Origin of the sequence: Flavobacterium lacustre (genome assembly GCF_027474525.2) — a bacterium.
GTDB classification, from domain to species: domain Bacteria; phylum Bacteroidota; class Bacteroidia; order Flavobacteriales; family Flavobacteriaceae; genus Flavobacterium; species Flavobacterium lacustre.
Genome location: NZ_CP114882.2, coordinates 1 through 23,179, shown reverse-complemented (window position 1 = coordinate 23,179; position 23,179 = coordinate 1). Strand labels below are relative to the sequence as shown.

The 23,179-nt window shown below is 34.7% G+C and carries 24 protein-coding genes; 10 read left to right on the top strand and 14 right to left on the bottom strand.

The genetic code is table 11. The annotated features are described in order from the left end of the window. Positions 1–28: 28 nt before the first annotated feature. On the bottom strand, positions 29–1,162 hold the full coding sequence (ald, locus tag O6P34_RS00120; protein WP_269685339.1) for an alanine dehydrogenase: 1,134 nt from the start codon (positions 1,160–1,162) through the stop codon (positions 29–31). Positions 1,163–1,360: 198 nt separating this feature from the next. On the opposite strand from ald, the gene O6P34_RS00115 reads away from it, so the two are divergent. Then, positions 1,361–1,819, top strand: coding sequence for an Lrp/AsnC family transcriptional regulator (locus O6P34_RS00115; RefSeq protein ID WP_269685338.1), 459 nt, complete (start codon positions 1,361–1,363; stop codon positions 1,817–1,819). A gap of 176 nt (positions 1,820–1,995) precedes the next feature. Here the strand turns inward: O6P34_RS00115 and O6P34_RS00110 are convergent, their stop codons facing one another. Continuing rightward, positions 1,996–3,444, bottom strand: a complete 1,449-nt coding sequence (locus O6P34_RS00110) for a glyceraldehyde-3-phosphate dehydrogenase (RefSeq protein WP_269685337.1) — start codon at positions 3,442–3,444, stop codon at positions 1,996–1,998. A 157-nt stretch (positions 3,445–3,601) separates the two neighbouring features. Then, positions 3,602–5,002, bottom strand: coding sequence for a S1C family serine protease (locus O6P34_RS00105; protein WP_269685336.1), 1,401 nt, complete (start codon positions 5,000–5,002; stop codon positions 3,602–3,604). 137 nt (positions 5,003–5,139) lie between these two features. Here O6P34_RS00105 and dapF point away from each other — a divergent pair, with 137 nt between their 5' ends. The 5 genes from dapF (at position 5,140) to O6P34_RS00080 (ending at position 9,177) form a co-directional block, all read left to right on the top strand. Beyond that, on the top strand, positions 5,140–5,922 hold the full coding sequence (gene dapF, locus O6P34_RS00100) for a diaminopimelate epimerase (protein ID WP_269686765.1): 783 nt from the start codon (positions 5,140–5,142) through the stop codon (positions 5,920–5,922). A 10-nt stretch (positions 5,923–5,932) separates the two neighbouring features. Next, positions 5,933–6,466 (top strand): GNAT family N-acetyltransferase, encoded by a 534-nt coding sequence (locus tag O6P34_RS00095; RefSeq protein WP_269685335.1) that lies wholly within the window; start codon positions 5,933–5,935, stop codon positions 6,464–6,466. Between the two features lie 11 nt (positions 6,467–6,477). Continuing rightward, the gene (mltG, locus tag O6P34_RS00090) at positions 6,478–7,518 is read left to right on the top strand and encodes an endolytic transglycosylase MltG (RefSeq protein ID WP_269685334.1); all 1,041 of its coding nucleotides are present in this window, start codon (positions 6,478–6,480) and stop codon (positions 7,516–7,518) included. Positions 7,519–7,520: 2 nt separating this feature from the next. Continuing rightward, positions 7,521–8,438, top strand: coding sequence for a DUF2279 domain-containing protein (locus O6P34_RS00085; RefSeq protein ID WP_269685333.1), 918 nt, complete (start codon positions 7,521–7,523; stop codon positions 8,436–8,438). A 97-nt stretch (positions 8,439–8,535) separates the two neighbouring features. Next, positions 8,536–9,177, top strand: a complete 642-nt coding sequence (locus O6P34_RS00080) for a peptidoglycan-binding protein LysM (RefSeq protein WP_269685332.1) — start codon at positions 8,536–8,538, stop codon at positions 9,175–9,177. A 73-nt stretch (positions 9,178–9,250) separates the two neighbouring features. On the opposite strand, the gene O6P34_RS00075 is transcribed toward O6P34_RS00080, so the two are convergent. From O6P34_RS00075 to udk, 5 genes are all read right to left on the bottom strand, one after another. Further along, positions 9,251–9,775, bottom strand: coding sequence for a hypothetical protein (locus tag O6P34_RS00075; RefSeq protein ID WP_269685331.1), 525 nt, complete (start codon positions 9,773–9,775; stop codon positions 9,251–9,253). Positions 9,776–10,163: 388 nt separating this feature from the next. Continuing rightward, positions 10,164–12,290, bottom strand: coding sequence for a methylmalonyl-CoA mutase (scpA, locus tag O6P34_RS00070; RefSeq protein ID WP_269685330.1), 2,127 nt, complete (start codon positions 12,288–12,290; stop codon positions 10,164–10,166). Positions 12,291–12,348: 58 nt separating this feature from the next. Continuing rightward, the gene (locus O6P34_RS00065) at positions 12,349–13,710 is read right to left on the bottom strand and encodes a methylmalonyl-CoA mutase subunit beta (RefSeq protein ID WP_269685329.1); all 1,362 of its coding nucleotides are present in this window, start codon (positions 13,708–13,710) and stop codon (positions 12,349–12,351) included. A 36-nt stretch (positions 13,711–13,746) separates the two neighbouring features. After that, the gene (locus tag O6P34_RS00060) at positions 13,747–14,073 is read right to left on the bottom strand and encodes an FtsB family cell division protein (RefSeq protein ID WP_269685328.1); all 327 of its coding nucleotides are present in this window, start codon (positions 14,071–14,073) and stop codon (positions 13,747–13,749) included. Positions 14,074–14,131: 58 nt separating this feature from the next. Next, on the bottom strand, positions 14,132–14,740 hold the full coding sequence (gene udk, locus O6P34_RS00055; protein WP_269685327.1) for a uridine kinase: 609 nt from the start codon (positions 14,738–14,740) through the stop codon (positions 14,132–14,134). A gap of 71 nt (positions 14,741–14,811) precedes the next feature. Between udk and O6P34_RS00050 the strand changes: the two genes are divergently transcribed. The 4 genes from O6P34_RS00050 to O6P34_RS00035 all read left to right on the top strand — a co-directional run bounded on the left by O6P34_RS00050 (position 14,812) and on the right by O6P34_RS00035 (position 17,273). Next, positions 14,812–15,468: a Crp/Fnr family transcriptional regulator gene (locus tag O6P34_RS00050; RefSeq protein ID WP_269685326.1), complete on the top strand. Its 657-nt coding sequence runs from the start codon at positions 14,812–14,814 to the stop codon at positions 15,466–15,468. Between the two features lie 92 nt (positions 15,469–15,560). Further along, positions 15,561–16,313: a pirin family protein gene (locus O6P34_RS00045; protein WP_269685325.1), complete on the top strand. Its 753-nt coding sequence runs from the start codon at positions 15,561–15,563 to the stop codon at positions 16,311–16,313. Positions 16,314–16,359: 46 nt separating this feature from the next. Beyond that, a complete protein-coding gene (locus tag O6P34_RS00040; protein ID WP_269685324.1) occupies positions 16,360–16,890 on the top strand; it encodes a YceI family protein in 531 nt (176 codons plus the stop codon). Positions 16,891–16,964: 74 nt separating this feature from the next. Then, positions 16,965–17,273 carry a hypothetical protein gene (locus O6P34_RS00035; RefSeq protein WP_269685323.1) on the top strand — a complete coding sequence of 103 codons (309 nt, stop codon included), beginning with the start codon at positions 16,965–16,967 and terminating at the stop codon, positions 17,271–17,273. 46 nt (positions 17,274–17,319) lie between these two features. On the opposite strand, the gene O6P34_RS00030 is transcribed toward O6P34_RS00035, so the two are convergent. The 6 genes from O6P34_RS00030 to dnaA form a co-directional block, all read right to left on the bottom strand. Further along, positions 17,320–18,201, bottom strand: a complete 882-nt coding sequence (locus O6P34_RS00030) for an SDR family oxidoreductase (RefSeq protein ID WP_269685322.1) — start codon at positions 18,199–18,201, stop codon at positions 17,320–17,322. A gap of 81 nt (positions 18,202–18,282) precedes the next feature. Further along, positions 18,283–19,410, bottom strand: a complete 1,128-nt coding sequence (locus O6P34_RS00025; RefSeq protein WP_269685321.1) for a methionine aminotransferase — start codon at positions 19,408–19,410, stop codon at positions 18,283–18,285. A gap of 147 nt (positions 19,411–19,557) precedes the next feature. Then, entirely contained in the window at positions 19,558–20,091 is a 534-nt protein-coding gene (locus tag O6P34_RS00020) for a hypothetical protein (protein ID WP_269685320.1), read from the bottom strand. 391 nt (positions 20,092–20,482) lie between these two features. Continuing rightward, on the bottom strand, positions 20,483–21,205 hold the full coding sequence (locus tag O6P34_RS00015; RefSeq protein WP_269685319.1) for an SAM-dependent methyltransferase: 723 nt from the start codon (positions 21,203–21,205) through the stop codon (positions 20,483–20,485). Positions 21,206–21,276: 71 nt separating this feature from the next. Further along, positions 21,277–21,744, bottom strand: a complete 468-nt coding sequence (locus tag O6P34_RS00010; RefSeq protein WP_269685318.1) for a low molecular weight protein-tyrosine-phosphatase — start codon at positions 21,742–21,744, stop codon at positions 21,277–21,279. Positions 21,745–21,751: 7 nt separating this feature from the next. Further along, positions 21,752–23,179 carry a chromosomal replication initiator protein DnaA gene (gene dnaA, locus O6P34_RS00005; RefSeq protein ID WP_269685317.1) on the bottom strand — a complete coding sequence of 476 codons (1,428 nt, stop codon included), beginning with the start codon at positions 23,177–23,179 and terminating at the stop codon, positions 21,752–21,754.

Sequence of the window (23,179 nt, the reverse complement as noted above, 5' to 3'; positions counted from 1 at the left end):
GTTCTTGCTTGTTTATGGTTTGGTATTATTAGACAGTTGCTAATGTTTCGTGCAATACCGATTCAACTTCATTAAGGGGCAATCCCCAAGCTTCGGCCACACCTCTGTAAACAATTTTACCATCGGCTACGTTTAGTCCTTTTTTCAATTCTTCGTTATCTTGACAGGCTTTTTTCCATCCTTTATCTGCTAATTGCAGGGCATATGGTAAAGTAGCATTGGTCAAGGCCAAAGTAGAAGTATATGGTACAGCGCCGGGCATATTTGCTACACAGTAATGAACAATATCATCAATAACAAAGGTTGGGTTTTCGTGAGTTGTTGGTGTACAGGTTTCGATACAACCGCCTTGATCTACGGCTACGTCAACAACTACAGTTCCCGGACTCATTAATTTCAACATGTCACGGGTGATTAAATGAGGCGCTTTGGCACCTGGAATTAAAACAGCTCCAATTACTAAATCAGCTTCGGCGATAGCTTCTTTGATGTTGTAATGATTAGACATTACTGTTGTTACATTCGCTGGCATAATATCAGACAAGTAACGCAAACGCGCTAAACTGACATCCATAATTGTTACCTTGGCACCAAATCCAGCAGCCATTTTTGCTGCTTGAGTTCCTACAATTCCACCACCTAACACGACTACTTTTGCAGGAGGAACTCCTGGAACTCCGCCTAAAAGGATTCCTTTTCCTTGCATTGGTTTTTCTAAATATTTAGCACCTTCCTGAATAGACATTCTACCGGCAACTTCAGACATTGGTACTAATAAAGGTAAACTGCGATCTATTTTTTCGACTGTTTCGTAAGCTAAACATACTGCGCCACGCTCAATCATAGCGTGTGTTAATGGTTCAGAAGAAGCAAAGTGAAAATAGGTAAACAGTAATTGGTCTTTTTTAATCAACGGATATTCAGAAGCGATAGGCTCTTTTACTTTGATAATCATTTCGGCGATGCTGTACACATCTTCAATAGTTGGCAATAGTTTTGCTCCGGCTTCGGCATACGCTTTATCGCTGAAACCGCTGTTTTCTCCTGCTGTTGCTTGTACGTAAACTTCATGTCCGTGTTTTTTGAATTCAGCAACACCTGCTGGAGTTAGGGCAACACGGTTTTCGTTGTTTTTGATTTCTTTTGGGATTCCGATTATCATAGTAGTTTGTTTAAGGGGTTGAGAATAATTGCATTACAAAAATAATGCAAAAGAAAATATTCTTGTTATATGGGGATTAATTAAGAAAATATTCATTTTATTTAGTATTTTAGCATTAAATATTTCTGATATATCGTTTTTTATACTTCTAAAAAGAAAAAAAAACTACTGATTACCGTATAACCTAAATGACAATTTATGATTCTGGACGAAACCGATAAAAAAATCTTGCGTCTTTTGCAGGAAGATGCACATTTGACCTTGAAAGATATTGCCAATCAAATCAATCTTTCGCTCACTCCAGTTCATGATCGCGTGAAACGTTTAGAGAAAGAAGGCATTATTGAGAAGTATGTTTCTATTTTGAATAAAAAGAAACTGGGAAAGAATTTGACCGTATATTGTCAAGTGACACTCGTCAAACAAACCTATGATATATCGGAAGCATTTAATCAGGCGATATTGAATTTGCCAGAAGTGGTAGAATGCAATTTTGTCTCCGGAAGTTTTGATTATATGCTCAAAATCATTTTGCCTGATATGGAAAGTTACCATCATTTTCACCAAAAAAAATTATCGGTTTTGCCGGAGGTCTCACTGATTAACAGTTTTTTTATTATTTCGGAAGTAAAGAGTACGACTGTTTTACCCATTTAAAAATGGTTTGTGTGTATCGCTGGTATAACATGAGGCATCCGGAAAATAAAAAACCCGCTTCAAGAATGAAACGGATTTTCTAATAATTCAGGTTGGGTTGCTTTATCTAAAAAAATCTAAAAAAATCTAAAAAAACTAAAACAAAAAACAGCAACTTACAACCTGTAATAGAGAGGCTAGTAATACGTAAAACGTCTTACTTTAGCAATATATTTTGCCAATCGAATGACTTGATGACTGTATCCAAATTCGTTGTCGTACCAAATGTAAAGCACAATATTTTTACCGTCATTAGACACAATCGTTGCATTACTGTCGTAAATAGAAGGCGCCGAAGTCCCAATAATATCCGATGAAACCAATTCATTATTCAAGGAATATTTGATTTGTTCTACCAATTCGCCTTCCAAAGCATATTTTTTCATGATGGAATTAATTTCTGCAATCGAAGTTTCTCGGCTTACTTCAAGGTTGAGTACCACCAAAGAACCATTAGGCACCGGCACTCGAATAGCATTAGACGTTAATTTACCCTGCAATGACGGTATCGCTTTTGCAACAGCAGTACCCGCACCGGTTTCGGTAATGACCATGTTTAATGCCGCAGCTCTTCCGCGACGGTATTTTTTATGCATATTATCGACCAGATTTTGGTCATTTGTATAGGCGTGAATGGTTTCCAGATGTCCTTTTACAACGCCCAACGTATCTTCAATAGCTTTTAGAATTGGTGTAATTGCATTTGTGGTGCAAGAAGCAGCCGAAAAAATGGTGTTTTCATCCGGGTTGTATTCGTTATGATTTACCCCGTGAACAATGTTTGGCACCCCTTTTCCGGGAGCGGTAAGCAGCACTTTTTCGGTTCCTTTAGCGGTTAAATGACGACTTAAAGCTTCTTGAGTGGTAAAAGCTCCTGTGTTATCAATAACAAGAGCATTTTTTATTCCGTAACGGGTGTAATCAATTTCTTCTGGTGCATTAGCAGAAATCATATGTACTGTTGTTCCATTGATAATCAGTGCACTATTCTTGCTGTCTGCAACTACAGAACCTTGAAAATCACCGTGAATGGAATCGTAACGCAGTAATGACGCTCTTTTTTCAAGAGAAATCGCATCATTTTTGTCGCGTGTTACAATGGCTCGCAATCGCAATTGGTTTCCTTTTCCGGTTTTAGATAACAGTTCACGAGCCAGTAAGCGCCCGATTCTTCCAAAACCATATAAAACAACATCTTTGGGTTGGATTTCCTCCGAGTTTTTAGCATTTTTTAATTTGTCCAAAACAAAATAACGTTCGTCAGGATATTTTTCATCGTCTAAACGGTATTCGTAAGTCAGTTTTCCAATATCTAATTTGGAAGGCGGTAAGTCTAAAGATAAAATGACTTTAGCTATTTCAACAGAATCAAAAACAGAAATAGGTTTGCCTACAAATTCTCCTGCATAATCATGTAAGTTGATAATTTCACTCACGTTTTTGTCGATTAACTGATTCCGGAATAAAACCATTTCTATTGATTTATCATACCATAAATCGCTGATTACTTTGATTAATTCTACTCCTGCACGTCTTCTGTCGGCTTGAAACGAAATCTCTTTTTCGTATTTAAGTGTGGTTTTCATGTTGAAAAATTAGGAAAAAAAAGGAATTGTTTTTTTAATTTTGCGCAAAAGTACCTTATTTCAATCGATTTCGTAGACTCTTTTGTGATTTTTTTTTCAAATAAAAAAGCCATCTTGATTTTACAAGATGGCTTTGTGCATTTTATAGTTTTAAAAACTAAATGATGATTCTGAAAATTTCTCCGTTTTTGTTAATCATCTCAATTCGCATACTTTGTTTCTCATCTTTATTTTTGAAAATTTTAGAGATGGTTTCCACATTAGTAGCTTTCACATTGTCAATACTCAAAATGATATTTCCTTTAAGTTCTTCGCTGTATTGCAACAGGTTTTCATTGGTAATCGATTTTATTTTTACACCAGAATCAATTTTGAATTTCTTTTTGTCGGAAGCATCAATGTTTTCTAATTCAATTCCTTTAAATTCAGTACTGAAAAATTCATTTTTGCTCAAAATAACTGGAACTGTTTTATTTTTTCCATCACGAATGTAGGTGACTTGTACTTTATCGTTTGGTCTTTTGGTGTTGATATAACCGGAAAGATCAGCAAAAGTAGCTACATTTTGAGTGTCTAATTGAACAATAATATCGCCTTTTTGCAAACCTGCTTTTTCAGCACCCGAATTTCTAGTCACTTTATTAATGTAGAATCCTTGCGTTTGCGATACGCCTAATTCTTTCGAAGCGATTGCGTTTAATTCGCCACCTTCAACACCCAGAATTCCTCTTTGCACATTTCCAAATTCCATTAAATCTTCAATGATTTTTCGGGCATTGTTTGATGGAACCGCAAAAGAATACCCAACATACGAACCCGTCATTGATGAAATCATGGTGTTGATTCCAATTAATTCGCCTCTTGTATTGACCAATGCGCCCCCGCTATTTCCCGGATTTACCGCAGCATCTGTTTGAATGAAAGATTGAATGCCGCTGGTGTCCAGATTTCTGGCTTTTGCCGAAACAATTCCAGCAGTAACAGTCGATGTCAAGTTGTAAGGATTTCCGACAGCCAGCACCCATTCACCCACTTTTACCGAATCAGAATTGGCAAAAACAGTATAGGGTAATTTTTCATCGGCGTTTATTTTTAATAATGCAATGTCCATTTTAGAATCAGTTCCAATGAGTTTTGCAGTGTATGATTTTTTATTATTCAGTGTAATTTCAATCTGAGAAGCGTCTTTTACCACGTGATTATTGGTTACAATATAACCGTCTTCGGAGATGATTACACCAGAACCTGTACCTACTTGTTCTTGTTGTTGCTGCCCGCCGTACCCGTAGAAATACTCCAGCATTGGGTTTGAAATTGTTTTTCGGGAAACGTTTTTTACATGGACAACTGTGTGAATGGTTTTGTCGGCAGCTTCAGTAAAATCAACGGTTTCAGCGGCTAAACCTACATTTTTTCCGTAAGATTCAGGCGCAACGGTTACAAGACTATTTTTAGAATTAGAAAAATAACCATTGCCATCAAACAACAGTTTGTAAGCGCCTAATGTTGTGGCTCCGCTTAGTAGGGATACCAAAAATAAGGTTGAAAATTTTTTCATAATACGATTTGCTTTTATTAGTGATTTAGTTACAAAATTATGCGATATTTTTTTCTGGCAATACGGTTTAACGCTCTTTAACAATGATTAACATTTCATTAATAGTTCGTACTTTTGTGGAATTCAATTCAAAAAAAATGCAAATAGATTTTTATAAATACCAAGGCACCGGAAATGATTTTGTCATGATTGATAATCGATTAGCAACTTTTCCTAAAAACAATACACAGTTGATAGAACATTTATGCGATCGACGTTTTGGAATTGGTGCAGACGGTCTTATTTTATTAGAAAATGACACTGAAACGGATTTCAGAATGGTGTATTACAATTCCGATGGGAATCAAAGTTCCATGTGCGGTAACGGTGGACGCTGTTTGGTGGCTTTCGCCAAAAAGCTGAATGTTATCGAAAACAATACTACATTTATCGCAACCGATGGTTTGCATCACGCCACCATTAGCGCCGATGGATTAGTTTCTTTACAAATGATTGATGTTGATGCTATACAAACGACTCCTGAATTCTCTTTTTTGAATACTGGTTCTCCACATCATGTACAATTGGTTGAGGATTTAGAACAGTATAATGTGAAAGAAAACGGAGCTGCCATTCGATACAGTGAATTGTATGGAAAGCAAGGCAGTAATATCAATTTTGTGAAAAAGATTGACGATACTACTTTTTCAGTTCGTACTTATGAACGAGGAGTAGAAGACGAAACTTTAGCTTGTGGAACGGGTGTAACGGCTGTTGCCATTGCGATGAATGCGACAGGAAAAACAAATGCGACATCGATACATTTAAATGTGGAAGGCGGAAAATTAGCTGTTTCTTTCGACAAAAATGATGGACACTATACCAATATTTTCCTAATAGGTCCGGCAGAATTTGTATTTAAAGGCACGATTGAAATTTAATTCTTCACAAATGATAACTTTAAAAGGCGAAAATATTTATCTCCGCGCATTAGAACCCAATGATTTAGAATTTGTTTATGCCATAGAAAATGACCAAAGTATTTGGGAAGTAAGCAACACTCATACTCCTTACAGCAGGTTTTTGGTGAAACAATATTTAGAGAATGCGCATCAGGATATTTATGAAGCGAAACAATTGCGATTGGCGATTTGTCAAGACGAGGATTTTCCGGCGGTAGGATTAATTGATTTATTTGATTTTGATCCAAAAAATAATAGAGCAGGTGTGGGTATCGTTATTCAGTCGGCAACAAACAGAAATCAGAAAATTGGTTCTGAAGCCTTAGACTTGTTAATTCAATATGCTTTTTACAATCTCAACTTACATCAATTGTATGCAAATATTAGCACCGAAAATGAAGCTAGTATTGCTCTTTTTACTAAATTTGGATTTGAAAAAATAGGAGTCAAAAAAGACTGGACTTTTGTCAATAACAAGTATAAGGACGAAGCTGTTTTTCAATTATTTAATCACTCATTTTAAAATTTTTAGTTTTGAATATAAAAAAAATCATAACCATTGCAGCTGTTGTATTAATATCAGTATTAATGATCTACGGATTTATTTTGATACGACAAATCTTTGCCGATAACACCAAATTTGAAGAAAGCGAAGTCTATGTTTTTGTTCCAACGGATGCTAATTATGAACAAGTACAAAAAATAGTGGCTCCTTATGTTGAAGATATGAACCGATTTGATGTGGTCGCCAACAAAAAAAGTTATCCTGCAAATGTAAAATCAGGTCGTTTTTTATTCAAAAAAGGAATGAACAGTAACGAACTGATTAACGCTTTGCGATTGAATCTTGCTGTAAATTTAGCATTCAACAATCAGGAACGATTAGAGGATTTTTCCGGTCGAATTGGTTCTCAAATCGAAGCGGATAGTTTGTCTTTATTGACTGCATTTAAAGATACCACTTTTTTGAAAGAGAATGGTTTCAACGAAGAAAATGTGCTGACAATGTTTATTCCGAATACTTATGAAATTTATTGGAATACATCAGCGATTAAATTTCGTGATAAAATGATTAAGGAATATCGCAATTTTTGGAATGAAGAACGGGTAGAAAAAGCCAAAAAGCAAGGATTAACTCCAATTGAAGCGACAATATTAGCCTCAATTGTTCATAAAGAATCCGTTAAAAAAGACGAAAGACCAAGAATTGCCGGAGTTTATTTGAATCGTTTAAATAAAGGAATGCTTTTACAGGCAGATCCAACCGTAATTTATGCTGTAAAAAAGAGTACTAATGATTTTACACAGGTGATTAAAAGAGTTTTGAATAAAGATTTGAGAATCGCTTCTCCTTATAATACTTATTATACAGCAGGACTTCCTCCGGGGCCAATTGCAATGCCAGATATTACGGCGCTAGAGGCTGTTTTGAATCCAGAAAAACACAATTACATTTATTTTTGTGCCAGTGTAGAGCGTTTTGGGTATCACGAATTTGCCACAACACAGGCTGAACACGAGCAAAATGCCAAAAAATATTACAACTGGATTAACAGTCAAGGGGTAAAAAGATAGTTTTGAAACATCAAAAAAGCTTCTTCTTTTTAGTATTTCTCATAGGATTTCATTTTGTATCAGCTCAAAATGCTGTGGGTAGTTTTTTGAAACCATCAGATTCATTAGATAATAAAAGACAAAATTCAGTTGTCATTGCTGAAAGTGTATTGGCGGCAGGTGCGTTAGTTGGTTTAAATCAGCTTTGGTACGCAGATTACCCCCAATCTAATTTTCATTTTATCAATGATAATTCAGAATGGCTTCAAATGGATAAATTGGGACATTCTTTTTCATCCTATCATTTGGGGCAATTTGGAGCCAAAATGTTGCATTGGAGTGGTACCAGCAAAAAAAATCAATTAATTTACGGCGCAGGTTTAGGATTTGCATTTCTGACAGCTGTTGAAGTTTTAGACGGCTATTCTTCAGAGTGGGGCGCTTCAACCGGAGATGTAATTGCGAATGCTTCCGGAACCGCATTGTATATTTCACAAGAACTTCTTTGGAAAGAACAACGAATTACACCCAAATTTTCTTTTCACACGACTCAATTTGCAGCCTACAGACCTGATGTTTTAGGACGTTCATTATCCGAACAAATTTTGAAAGATTATAACGGACAAACGTATTGGCTTTCGACTAATTTATATTCTTTTTCTAAAGGTTCAAAAATACCTAAATGGTTGAATTTGGCAATTGGCTATGGAGCCAATGGAATGGTCTTCGGAAATACAGAAAATAACCCTCAAAACAGCACTCAAAAAGTAGAAAGATTTAGACAGTTTTACCTGAGTTTTGACGTTGATTTGACAAAAATTGAAACTAAATCACACTTTTTGAAGACGATTTTTTCTGTTTTTAATACAATTAAAATTCCGGCTCCAACGATTGAATACTCGGCTAACGAGGGACTTAAGGGATACTGGTTGTATTTTTAGAAAAGTTTAACGGGTTGATTTTCAGCTTTATGAAATTTATTGTATCTTTGCGCGTAGAAATTTCTTAACGGGACAGCGTTTTGAAGAAAAACAATTTATGATAAAGAAATGGTATTTTTATACAAGTTTGGCTCTTATTATTGCTTTTTTAAGCTCAGGTTTTAAACCTTTTACTTTAGACACCGACCACTGGTTTCTAATTGACGATTCAGATGGAACACACTACTTATATCCATCGCAAGAACAGAATGATTACACCAATTTGAACATCCCTTTTACTGGAAATTTCTTTATTGGTTTCAAAGAAGCAATCGCCTTCAAAGAATCTCAAGGCAAATACAAAAAAATTAATTCACTAGGGTATTTAGGAAAATACCAATTTGGAACTGAAACATTAAAAACAGTTGGTGTTCACAATAGTTCTAAGTTTTTGAACAGTCCTGAATTGCAGGAAAAAGCATTTATTGCTCTTTTAGCTAAAAATAAATGGGAGCTAAGAGATGAGATTGAAAAATATGAAGGAACTATTTTAAATGGTATTCGCGTAACGGAATCCGGAATTTTGGCTGCTGCTCATCTTGGTGGTGCCGGATCAGTAAAAAAGTATTTCAAAAACAACGGAAAACGTTTTTTTAGAGATGCTTACGGAACGTCACTACGTACGTACATGAAAGCGTTTGGAGGATATGACACCTCGTTTATTGTCGCAGATAGTAATGCAACGGTAAAAAACATTTAGATTTTTTAGATATAAAAAAAAAGAGGCTGTTAGATGTATTTCTAGCAGCCTCTTTAAGTTTTATTTCGAAATATTACTTTATTTTTAAAATCTCTCCGTTTGGACGAACAACTAATTTTCGGGTTTCTTTCCCTTTTTTTATCTTAAGATTGTATTGTTTTTTAATAACATCTCCTTCTTCTTGGGTATAAAGGAATCTGTCGTTTACAATAGACCATTGCGGATACGTTCTGTAAACAGAGAAAATTACCTGACTGGGTAGTTTTACATTTCTAAAATCTTCAACCACACGGGTTAATTTTCCTTTTTCATCATAAGTTGCCGCCAAAGAGCCATTTTTTACCTCCATGATTAAAAGATATTCTTCATACCCTTCATTTTCTTTACCAAGGTCATATGCAATGAATTTTTCTTCTACTGCTTTTACACTTTGGTCTGGATTATTATCGGGAATATAAATGGAAAAATCGGAGCCAATTCTTTTGATAACGACACCCGGTAATTCCTCGATTTTCATTTTTCCTTTTTCAGTTTCGTCTTGAGAATAGGATGATGACGTAAGTCCTAAAAATAGCAAAATAATAATAAATGATTTCATAATATTCAGTTTTAAATTAATATTGAGTGTTTCTAAATTTAATAAACAAAGATTCTAAGGTTTGCAGTTTTCTTCCCCTTTTTTGTTATTTCAATTCATTATACATCAATATGGTAAGTGAAAAATTATGATTTTTTTGAGGCGGTGTTAATTTATTTTAATAAAAATAACTCTTGTAAAATTAATACATTTAATACTCTATAACCGTTAATTATTTTGCAATTTATGTTAACAAAAATGGATTTTACAGGTTTTATTTTAATAAGATAATTGAGTTATTTTATTGATATGTAATGGTTTATGTGTAAATAAAAAAACACCAGACTTACGCATGGTGTTTTGTGGTTATTTGTATTATTTGGTAAGAAATTGAAAGTTCTTTTTATTTTTATCCGATTAAGATTTCTAGTATTTTAATGGCGGCCTCACTAATTTTTGTACCGGGTCCAAAAACGGCAACTGCACCGGCATCGAATAAAAATTGATAGTCTTGCGCAGGAATTACTCCTCCTACAACGACCATAATATCTTCACGACCGTATTTTTTGAGTTCTTCGATTACTTGTGGAACGAGTGTTTTATGACCTGCTGCAAGTGAAGAAACGCCTAAAACATGTACGTCATTTTCTATGGCTTGTTTGGCAGCTTCGGCTGGTGTTTGAAAAAGTGGGCCAATATCTACATCGAAACCTACATCGGCATAACCTGTAGCTACTACTTTTGCCCCCCGATCGTGTCCGTCCTGTCCCATTTTGGCAATCATAATTCTAGGTCTTCTGCCTTCTTGTTTGGCAAAAAGATCGGCCAGTTGTTTTGCTTTTTCAAAGCTTTTGTCGTCTTTTATTTCTTTACTATACACGCCGCTAAAGGATTTAATTTGTGCTTTATATCTGCCAAAAACAGTTTCAAGTGCATCGCTGATTTCGCCTAAAGTGGTTCTGTTTCTTGCTGCTTCCACAGCTATTTCCAGTAAATTTCCTTCTCCGGTTTGAGCACAAAGGATTAGTTTTTCTAGTGATTTTTTTACTTTTTCAGTATCTCGCGTTGCTTTTATTCGGTCTAATTGTTCTAATTGTTGTTTGCGAACCATTTGGTTGTCGACATCCAGAATTTGTAACGGATCTTCTTTCTCTAAACGATATTTGTTAACTCCTACAATAATATCTTGGCTGCTGTCTATTCGGGCTTGTTTTCTGGCAGCGGCTTCTTCAATACGAAGTTTAGGAATTCCCGATTCAATAGCTTTGGTCATGCCACCCAATTCTTCTACTTCTTCAATGAGTTTCCAGGCATTTTCGGCAATTTGATGCGTTAGACTTTCCACATAATAGCTTCCTGCCCATGGATCAACAGTTTTGGTTATTTTAGTTTCTTCCTGAAGATAAATTTGCGTGTTTCTGGCAATTCTCGCTGAAAAATCAGTAGGTAATGCTATGGCTTCATCCAGCGCATTTGTATGTAATGATTGTGTTCCTCCAAAAGCGGCTGCAGCTGCTTCAATACATGTTCGGGCCACATTGTTAAACGGATCCTGTTCTGTTAAACTCCAGCCCGAAGTTTGGCAATGGGTCCGTAAAGCAAGAGATTTATCGTCTTTGGGATTGAATTGTTTGACTAATTTTGCCCAAATCATTCTTCCGGCACGCATCTTGGCAATTTCCATAAAATGATTCATACCAATCGCCCAAAAGAAAGAAAGGCGCGGAGCGAAATCATCAATTTTCATGCCTGTGGCCAGCCCGGTTCTAATATATTCTAATCCATCGGCAAGGGTGTAAGCCAGCTCAATATCTGCCGTAGCTCCCGCTTCCTGCATATGATAACCGGATATAGAAATAGAGTTGAATTTCGGCATTTTTTTGCTCGTATATTCAAAAATATCGGCAATAATTTTCATCGAAGGAGCAGGCGGATAGATGTAAGTGTTACGCACCATAAACTCCTTCAAAATATCATTTTGTATCGTTCCTGAAAGTAATTCCGGTTTCACACCTTGTTCTTCGGCAGCGACAATATAAAAAGCCATAATCGGTAAAACGGCTCCGTTCATGGTCATAGAAACGGACATTTCGTCAAGCGGAATTTGGTCGAACAATACTTTCATATCTTCTACAGAATCGATGGCGACTCCTGCTTTCCCTACATCGCCAACAACACGCTCGTGATCCGAATCGTATCCGCGATGAGTAGGCAAATCAAAAGCTATGGAAAGTCCTTTTTGTCCGGCAGCAAGATTTCTTCTATAAAAAGCGTTGCTTTCCTCGGCAGTAGAAAATCCGGCATATTGGCGCACTGTCCAAGGGCGGCGAACATACATTGTGGCATAAGGCCCGCGTAAATTTGGCGCAAAGCCAGCACCAAATTCAAGATGTTCTAAGTTCTCGATGTCTGGTGCAGTATACGTTTTTTGCAATTCAATCCCTTCGGCAGTCAGGAAAGTGTCCGATGAAGAATCACGGTTTTCTATTTCGGAAGTACAGTTTAATTGTATGTGTTGGAGATTTTTTCGTATCATTTCTAAAGCCAGGAATTACAGAAATTTGTATTTTTATTTTCGTTTTGGAGCACGCTTTTTACTCTTTTAAAAGTCGTTCTTGTTCCAGTTTTTCGGAAAGTCGTCTTTCGATAATTGGAGTAATTAAAGTCTTTCGCGGTTTTACTTTTATAAAAGGAAACAGCTCCAAATCATTTTTCATTTTGTCTTCCTTGTTCGTGTGTTTATTGGTTCCAAGAAGAATTTCTTTTCCGGAATCGAATAAATTTTGTGCAGTATCGGCACTTTCTTGAATTTTTCTTTTGATGATTCCGTCGTTGAGTTGTTTTAGAAAACCACCATTTGCTTCGATATCTTTAAATAACAATAGTCCTTTTTCGGCTAATTGATGAGTAAGATTTTCGATGTAATAACTGCCATCAGCCGGATTATTGACTTTGTCAAAATAACTTTCATTTTTGAGAATCAACAGTTGATTTCTGGCAATTCTATCGCCAAATTCATTGTCTTTATGGTACAAAGCATCATAAGGTAAATTGGCAATTGCATTCGCTCCTCCAAGAATTGCACTCATGCATTCCGTCGTGGTTCGCAACATATTTACGTTATAATCGTAAAGTGTTTTGTTTCTTTTTGTTGGGGAAACCAAAAGATGGCAATCTAAATTATGGTTGTATTCTTTTGCAATCAGATTAAAAAGTAATCGCAGAGCACGAAGTTTTGCAATTTCAAAAAAGTAATTGGTTCCTACCGAAATTTCAAAAACGATTGGTTTATTAATCAATTCAATTCTATTGAAATATTCATTGGCATGCGCCAAAGTGTAAGCTATTTGTTGTACCATATTGGCACCGGCATTTTGGTATAATGAACCGTCGATGCTTATTAAGGAAACATTTGAGGTTTCTTTTGAGAGTATAGAAAGGGTTTCGAAGTTGTTTTTTTCTGATGTTGAAAACCAATTTCCATCTTTAGCTAATTGTCCAATTGGATCAAGATTGCAAAAAATGGTTGCATTTCGTTGTTTAGCAATTGCATCAATTTTTTTAACGAAATCGATTGAAATAAAACGCAAATGAAAGTAAACCGTTATTTTTTCTAAAGGTAGTTTTTCTAAAAGCGTATCAATAGCTACAGCTTCATTTTCTATTGTAAAACGAAGACTTTCGGCACCACGATTTAGTGTGTCTAATGCTCTTTCAATTGATTTTTCGATATCAAAAACAAAAATATTTTGGCAAATTTTAAACTCTGATGCTTTTGTGGCCAAAGGAAAATATTTAGGCAAATCGGATGCGTCATAGAAAGGCTTCACCTTAATGTCCTCGGGAGAATTCCAGACTAATGTTTCATTATAATCCGCTCCGTTGAGCTCAAACTGGATTTTTTGTTTCCATTGTTTGGTAGAAATTGGATTGAAATCGTTGAAAAGTTTTTTCATTTGGTTTGTTATTTTCGGTCGCCGGATTTCTATTTTTTATTGGTCAATATTGGTGCTGTCTCCTTCAAATTCTATGATGTAAATATCTTCACTGTCTTTTTTCATATAGTATTTTTCGCGCGCATATTTCTCAATTTGTTCCGCGTTTTTTAACTGCTTGATATTTTGTTGGTCTTTTTTTATTTCTTCTTGGTAGTATATTTTGTTGTCTTCCAGTTCATTAATTTGTTTGTCAAGAAAACGATGGTCGAAATAGGAATAATTATCAAGGAAAATCATCCAAGTCGAAAAAAACAATAAGACCCAAATATACTTGTTACTTAAAAATTTAAACCAGCGTTTATCTTTATATGGATTTGTCATTCAAAATATTTTTTAGTCCCAATTACTTACTTTATTATTTACCAACTTTGGTACGTAATTATAGAATTTTTTGATTAATAACTGCACGAACCACGTCTATGGCCACTGTATTGTATTTGTCATTTGGTATGATGATATCGGCAAAGGCTTTTGTAGGTTCTATAAATTCCTGATGCATAGGTTTCAAAGTATTTTGATACCGATTTAAAACCTCTTCCATATCTCTTCCACGTTCAGCAATGTCTCTTTTTAGACGACGAATTAACCGCTCATCTGAATCTGCATGAACGTATATTTTTACATCAAAAAGTGCTCTTAATTCAGGATTTGCCAAAATTAAAATCCCTTCTACAATCATTACCTTTCTTGGATGTGTAAAAATGGTGTCATCTGTTCTGTTATGGGTTACAAACGAATATACAGGCTGATTAATATTATTTCCTTCTTTTAATTCCTTTAAATGCGCAACCAATAATTCAAAATCAATTGCTCTGGGATGGTCAAAATTTATCAAAGCCCTTTCGTCAAATGAAAGGCCGTGATTTACTTTGTAGTAGGAGTCCTGTGAAATAATCCCTACTTCAGTTTCTGGTAATTCATTCATAATCTGATGAACTACGGTTGTTTTTCCACTTCCTGTTCCACCTGCAATTCCTATAATGAGCATAAAATATGTATTATCTATTTATGGAAACAAAAGTAGGAATTTAATTGGGAGTGAATTTTGTTTTTCGCAAAATGTTTGCTAATTTAATATACTTATTTAGTGTTATTGATTCTCATTTTTTATCTTTAGAATCTAAAACGGAAATCGTGTATTCGCAAATCAATCAAAATATCAGTCGGTATGTCACTTTTGACTTGGAAGAATTGGAAATTTTTAATTCACTATTAGAATATAAAAAAGTTCCCAAGAAAACAATCCTGCTTCAGGAGGGGGAAATGTGCAATTTTGAAGCATTTGTGATTAAAGGTTGTGTCAGGAAATATTATATTGATGCCAATGGTTTTGAAGTAATTCTTCAATTTGCCATTGAGAATGCTTGGATAAGCGACATTTCTTTCAGTATTTATGAAGATAATCCTAGTCGTGTGTGTATTGAAACAGTGGAAGATTGCGAATTTTTTATGTTCAGCCCGGAAACTAAAGAAGCCTTATTTGCTAAAGCGCCAAAGTTTGAAAGAGCTTTTAGAATACTTATGCAACGCAATTTGGCGGTAACTCAAAATCGGTTGTTTAATACCATTTCGAAAACGGCTACAGAGAAATATCTTGAATTTCTGGAACATTATCCTACGCTTTCACAAAGGGTCGCCCAGCATTATATAGCTTCTTATTTGGGAATTTCGGCTGAGTTTTTAAGTAAAATCAGAACCAAGATAGCCAAACACTAATTTTATCTTAATTTTTCATTTCTTGTCCTAGTTCAATGCATAAGCTTTTTTTTTGACGCAACTTTGTATCATAATAATTAAAGAACATGACAATGGACACTACAACTATTTTAAAAGAAGAAGCACTTACTAATTATGTTTTGCACAAAGCAAACACTCGTGGGCATGCCAATCACGGTTGGTTAGAATCCTATCACACGTTTAGTTTTGCCAATTACCACAATCCGGAACGTATGAATTTTGGTGTTTTACGTGTTTTGAATGATGATAGAGTCAATCAGGGTATGGGTTTTGGGAAACATCCGCATGATAATATGGAGATTATTTCTATTCCGCTTGAAGGGGATTTAGAACATCAGGACAGTATGGGAAATGTAACGGTGATCAAAAAAGGAGATATTCAGGTAATGAGTGCCGGTACTGGAATTTTTCATAGCGAATACAATAAAAACAAAGATCAGGAAGTTAAGTTTTTACAGATTTGGGTATATCCAAATAAAAAAAATGTAACGCCTCGTTACGACCAAATTACGTTAGACCTAAACGATCGCCATAACAAATTACAACAAATCTTATCTCCAAATCCAGAAGATGAAGGCGTTTGGATTCATCAGGATGCGTGGTTTCATCTTGGAAAATTTGATAACGGTTTTTCTACTTCCTATCCATTAAAAAAAGCGGGTAATGGGATTTATGCTTTTGTTTTGAAAGGGGACTTCACTATAAGCAACATTTCCTTGAACGAACGGGACGGATTGGGAATTTGGGATACGAATACAATTTCAATTACTGCAAATACTCCTGATGCCGAAATACTTTTGATGGAAGTACCAATGGCATTGTAATTTTAAAATAAAAACAATTTAACAATATATACTAAAAAATAAGATTATGTCAACAACAAAATGGGCTATAGACCCAACGCATTCAGAAATTGGTTTTAAAGTTAAACACATGATGTTTACAACTATTTCAGGAAAATTTTTAAAATTTGAAGCTTCAATTGAATCTGAAAATGATAGTTTTGAAAATGCAAAAATTGAATTTACAGGAGCAATTGATTCGATAAGCACCGGAAATACAGATAGAGATGCGCATTTATTGAGTCCTGATTTTTTTGATGCATCACAGTTTCCTGAAATCCAATTCAAGGCGGCTTCATTTACCAAAATTAATGAAGGAGAATATGAATTAGTTGGTGATTTAACGATGCATGGAGTTACTAAATCAGTAAAACTGCCAGCAGAATTCAGTGGATTGATGAAAGATCCATGGGGAAATACAAAATTAGCTTTTTCATTAGAAGGTAAAATTAACAGAAAAGATTGGGGATTAAATTGGAATTCAGCTCTTGAAACTGGTGGGGTTTTAGTTGGTGAAGAAGTTCGATTGAATATCGAATTGCAATTTGTAAAACTATAATTTATATTTAAAAATAGAATGATTAGCCTCAAAGAAATAAATAGCTTTGAGGTTTTATTTTATAAAAACCAATCATGAAAACCATCGCTATTCTTTACATAGGAAGACATCCTGAAATCACGGAAACAGTTGTCAGGCTTTTGAATACCAATGAAAATTGGGTTGGAATCGGAACTGTAAATGATGAGGAAGCTAAAGCAATTTTTTGTAAAAAAGAGTTTTCAATTGTATTATTGGGTTCGGGGATTCAGTATGAAAGCGAAACCAATTTGTGTTCTTTTTTCAAAAAACAAAATCCGAACTGCATAATTGTTCAGCATTATGGCGGAGGAAGCGGTTTACTGAAAAGTGAAATACTACTTGCCTTGGAAGATATAAAATAAAAAAGAGAGTCATTTTAAACTCTCTTTTTTTAGGATATTATATCGTTTATTTATTCTTCTTGGCTTTGATCATCATTTCTAATTGATCCCAAAGTTCTTCCGGAATAGCTTCCAGAATATTAAATTGTCCAGCACCTTTCAGCCATTCTCCACCATCAATAACAATCACTTCACCGTTTACATAAGCTGAGAAATCGGATACCAAATATGCCGCTAAGTTGGCTAATTCCTGATGATCTCCTACGCGTTTTAGCGGTACTTTTTTTGACATATCAAATTTTTCGGCTAAATCGCCTGGTAACAATCGGTCCCAAGCGCCTTTGGTAGGGAAAGGTCCAGGAGCAATAGCATTAGAACGAATTCCGTATTTGGCCCATTCTACAGCTAAACTTCGGGTCATGGCAAGAACTCCAGCTTTTGCAGTGGCACTTGGCACCACATAAGCAGAACCAGTCCAGGCATAAGTAGTTACTATATTTAAGATTGTAGCTGATTTTTGTTTGGTGTCAATCCAATGTTTTCCAAAAGCGAGTGTACAGTTTTTAGAACCTTTCAGAACAATATCAATGACAGTATCAAAGGCATTTGCGGATAATCTTTCGGTTGGTGAAATGAAATTCCCTGCCGCATTATTCAATAACACATCTACTTTTCCGAATGCTTTAAGAACTTCTTGCATCATATTCTCGACTTGTTCATAATGGCGCACATCGCACTGTAGTGGTAAACAAGTTCCTCCAGTTTCTGTTTCCAGTTCAGTTGCTGTGCTTTTTAGTTTTTCTAAATCTCTTGATGTGATGGCTACTTGAGCACCTAATTCCAAGAAATATTTTGTCATTGCTTTTCCTAAGCCACTTCCGCCTCCGGTTACCACAATTACTTTGCCTTTTAAGGCATCGTCACGCAACATTTTATCTGTATAACTCATAGTATTTTGTTTTTTTGGATTGTAAATGTAGCAAAAAATTAATTGTATGCATGCATAATAAAAAAATATAAAGCGAATGTATTAAATATTACACAATCGTTTAGCTGCAGCTTCAAGCGTGGCATTATTTTTAGCAAAGCAAAAACGAATGAGTTTTAAGTCTTTTTTATTGGCATAAAAAGTTGAAATTGGGATTGCTGCAACTCCATATTCGGTAATTAAACGTTTACAGAAGTCAACATCATTTTCATCGGAAATCGAAGCATACGAAACGACTTGAAAATAAGTTCCTTCACAAGGCATTAATTGGAAGCGACTTTCTTGGAGTAAACTTCGAAAGTAATCTCGTTTTTCCTGATAAAAAGGCCCTATTTCTTCAACAGAAACGAAGTCTAAATAATCGCTTATCGCCACTTGACAAATACTGGTGACGCTAAAAACTAAAAATTGGTGTACTTTTTTGATTGCTGAAATCAAATGTTCAGGAGCTACAAGATACCCAACTTTCCAACCGGTAACATGAAACGATTTTCCAAAAGAGGAAACCATTACACAGCGATTTAGGAGTTTTTCCCTAGTATGAGCTGATATGTGTTTTTGTTCAAAAGTGATGTATTCATACACTTCATCTGAAAGTACAATGATTTCCGGGAATTTTTGCAATAGGGATTCGAGTATTTCAAAATCGGACGCGGTTAAAATTTTCCCGGTCGGATTATGTGGATTATTGATGATAATCATTTTAGTTTTGGAAGAACAGGCTTTTTCAATTCGCTCCCAATTTGGTGTATAATCATCATTTAATGCTACTCGGACAGGATGTGCGTGACATAATAATACCGGAGCTTCATAGGAATCATAACTTGGATCTAGTATCAGAATTTCATCATCTATTTCGGCCAAAGCGAGTATAGTTGTGAAAATTCCTTGAGTGGCACCAGCTGTTATAAGAATTTCTGTTTCAGGCTGAAGAGTTCTTTCATATGATTTCTTGACTAGTTTCGCTATTTTTGATAAAAGTGGCGGATAACCTGACATGGGTAAATATTGGTGAACATTATCTTTGGCACGATTGGAAATTATATCAATTAATCGTTCATCAACTTCAAAATCAGGAAAGCCCTGCGAAAGATTGATAGCATTGTGCTCAGTTGCCAATTTTGACATCACCGTAAAGATACTCGTGCCAATATGCGGAAGTTTATTCATAGTATAAAAACCTAAAATTGTAATTATAAAAGTACTTGTTTTTATATTAATTTTATTCTTTTTATACAATTGAAATACGTGTCGCACTAAAGAACACAATAAAAAAGCTACCTCTCGATAGCTTTTTCTTTTAAATTTAATTTTTATTTATTTTCCTTTTACAATATATCCATTTGGATTCACAACTAATCTGCGGACTTCCTTGTCTTTTTTAATTTTGATGTTGTACTCTTTCTTAAGGACATCTCCTTCTTTTTGGGTGTAAAGAAATTTATCATTTACAATTTGCCATCCGGGAAATGTTTTATAAATCGAGAAAATCACGCTACTGGGAAGTTTTACATTTTGATAGTTTTCAACGACATGGGTTAATTTACCGTTTTCATTGTAAGTTGCCGATAAAGTACCATTCTTAGTTTCCATAATTACCAAATAGGATTCGTATCCTTCATAATCTTTCCCTAAATCGTAAGAAATGAATTTTTCTTCTAGCGCTCTAACATTTCTGTCAGGGTTTTTATCCGGTAAATACACAGAAAAATCTTTTCCTACACTTTTAATGACAACAGCAGGTAAATCTTCCATTTTAATTGCTTTTTCTTCTAAATTAGTTTCTTTATCTTGAGGAAAAGCCGCTGTAGTCAAACTTAAAAATAACAATGCAATTATTATAGATTTCATAGTTTCTAAATTTTAAATTATAATTAAATCAGGTCATTTTAATGATTCAATAAGAATATAAGGTTTTTTGTTCTTTTCTTTTTCCTTATCGTTTTTATTTATTTAAATCATTATTTATCAATAATTTAGTTGAAAATATTAAAATGAATTAAGTGTTTGACATTAGTAAAATTAATTATATTTTGCAAGCAGATGGGTTAATGGTCTCTATAAAGACTGTTAATTTAGAGGTGCTTTCAGAGGTGCTTTTGGCAGGAAAACTTAAGTGATTTTAATCAAAAAAAAAACAGCGAATTAGTCGCTGTTCTTCTATATGAATAAGGATTTTCAAAGGTTTAAGTCAAAATCCGAAAAGGATTTTTCTTATTAATTGAAAAATAATTTGTCAGGATTACATTTTGTGTATGATAAAAATAGTGGGGCGTTTATGTAAATCGATAGTCTCTTTTTTCCATGCCGCAATTTTCTTAGTTTTGATGTATTCTGTTGGTAAAGTGATATCCGTAGCTACACATAAATGGGTTTCTGGATGTAAAGTTTGTAATAAATCTTCCAGTAATTTATTATTGCGATATGGAGTTTCGATGAAAATTTGAGATTGATTTTTCTCGAAAGATATTCTTTCTAAGCTTTTGAAACTTGCTTTTTTTTCGTCTTTTTCAATAGGCAAATAGCCATGAAATGTAAAACTTTGACCATTCATTCCCGAAGCCATCATCGCTAATAATATAGAAGAAGGACCAACAAGCGGGATAACCTGAATTCCTTTTTCATGTGCTAATTTTACAATTACAGCACCGGGATCTGCTACACCAGGACAGCCGGCTTCACTCATTAATCCCACGTTTTTTCCTTCTAATAAAGGTTTTATAAAGTCCAGATGTTCTTTGGTTTCAGTATGTTTGTTTAAAGTAAAAAGAATAAGTTCCGATTGTTTTTTTTCAGGACTAACTTCTTTAATAGACTTTCGCGCCGTTTTTTCGTTCTCTACAATATAATAATCAATAAAATCGATGCTTCTTTTTATCGTTTGCGGCAATACATCCATAGGGTCGCAATCACCCATTGTTGTAGGGATTAAATAAAGTTTTCCTAAAAGTGGGGTTGATTTCATGGATTTAATTTAAAATTTAAACGGGCATTGACGGTGAGACTGAATTTACTTTAAATTAAAAGTAAAATAGTTTATTGGTGTTTTGCAATCAGTTTTTCTGAAATAACATCACAAACTTCATTCAGCATTTGGTACACCATATTGAATCCATTCGGTAATCCGAAGTACGGATCCGGTACATCTACATTTTCATTAGGAAACAATTCATCCAAAATCATTCGTACTTTATCCTTATGCTCCTGGCTTTTGGCAAGTGAAATAACTGTTTCGTAATTGGAACTGTCCATCACAAAAATATAATCAAAAGTATCGAAATCAGAAGAACTGAATTGTCTTCCGCGTTGATTTGAAATGTCTAAACCATTCTTTTTTGCAGTAGCAATAGAACGCTCATCCGGCGTATGGCCAATATGCCAAGATCCGGTTCCGGCAGAATCTACTCTGAATTTATCTTTGGGTAATTTTGATGCTAAAATTCCTTCGGCTAATGGAGATCGGCAAATATTTCCTAAGCAAACCATTAAAATTTGTACTGGCATGATGCGTTTACAGCGTTAGTTTCTTATTGATATCCTCCACAAATTTTTTGAACTGTTTATCAGTAGCCACTAAATTATCTACTGTTTTACAAGCATGCAATACAGTTGCATGATCGCGATCACCAATTTGTGAACCAATATTAGCTAAGGATGCTTTTGTGAATTTCTTAGCAAAAAACATGGCCAATTGTCTGGCTTGAACAACATGTCTTTTTCTAGTTTTGGATTGAAGGGTTTCTAAATCCAATTGAAAATAATCCGAAACTATTTTTTGAATATAATCTATAGAAATTTCTCGTTTTACATTTTTTACAAATTTTTCAACGACACTTTTCGCAAGTTCTATAGTAACTTCTTTTTTATTGAATGAAGATTGTGCGATCAAAGATATAATGGCACCTTCAAGTTCCCGGACATTCGATTTTATATTGCGGGCAACATATTCTATTATTTCGTCCGGAATTTCAACACCATCTCGGTATAGAATGTTTTTCAGGATAGAAATTCTGGTTTCATAATCCGGTTGGTGCAATTCAGCAGACAATCCCCATTTGAAACGGGAAAGTAAGCGTTGCTCAATATCTTGCATGTCAACAGGAGCTTTGTCCGAAGTCAAAATCACCTGTTTTCCGTTTTGATGTAAGTAATTAAATATATGGAAAAATACATCTTGAGTTCCAGATTTACCAGAAAGGAACTGAACATCATCAATAATCAAAACATCAATTAATTGATAAAAATGAATAAAGTCGTTTCTGTTATTTTTCTTAACCGAGTCAATATATTGTTGGGTGAAAATTTCAGCGGAAATATATAAAACTGTTTTTTCAGGATATTTATCTTTTATTTCAACACCGATAGCATGTGCTAAGTGGGTTTTTCCAAGTCCTACACCACCAAAAATAAGTAAAGGATTAAACGAAGTTCCTCCAGGTTTATTGGCAACAGCCATACCTGCAGAGCGCGCCAATCTATTAGAATCTCCTTCCAAGAAATTATCAAAACTGTAATTGGCATTCAACTGAGATTCGATTTTTAAATTTCGAATACCAGGAATTACAAAAGGATTTTTTAATTCAGGGTTTAGGTTTTTAAATGGTGCATCAACATCTTGCGGTTTCATTGGAACTCTGTTGGCACTTGGCAATTGTTCCGTAAACGGTTGTTTATTGCCATAAGTGTTTTCCATTTTGATTTTATAGAGTAACTTTGCGTTTTTACCAAGTTCTTTAGTTAATGCCACTTTTAATAATTTTACATAGTGCTCTTCCAACCATTCGTAGAAAAATTTACTTGGCACTTGAATATATAATGCATTATCGGTAAGTTCAACTGATTTGATTGGTTCAAACCAAGTTTTGTAAGCTTGATCTTGAATGTTGTCTTTTATAAAAGACAGGCAGTTTTCCCATACTGATTGAGCAGTTTTGTTCAT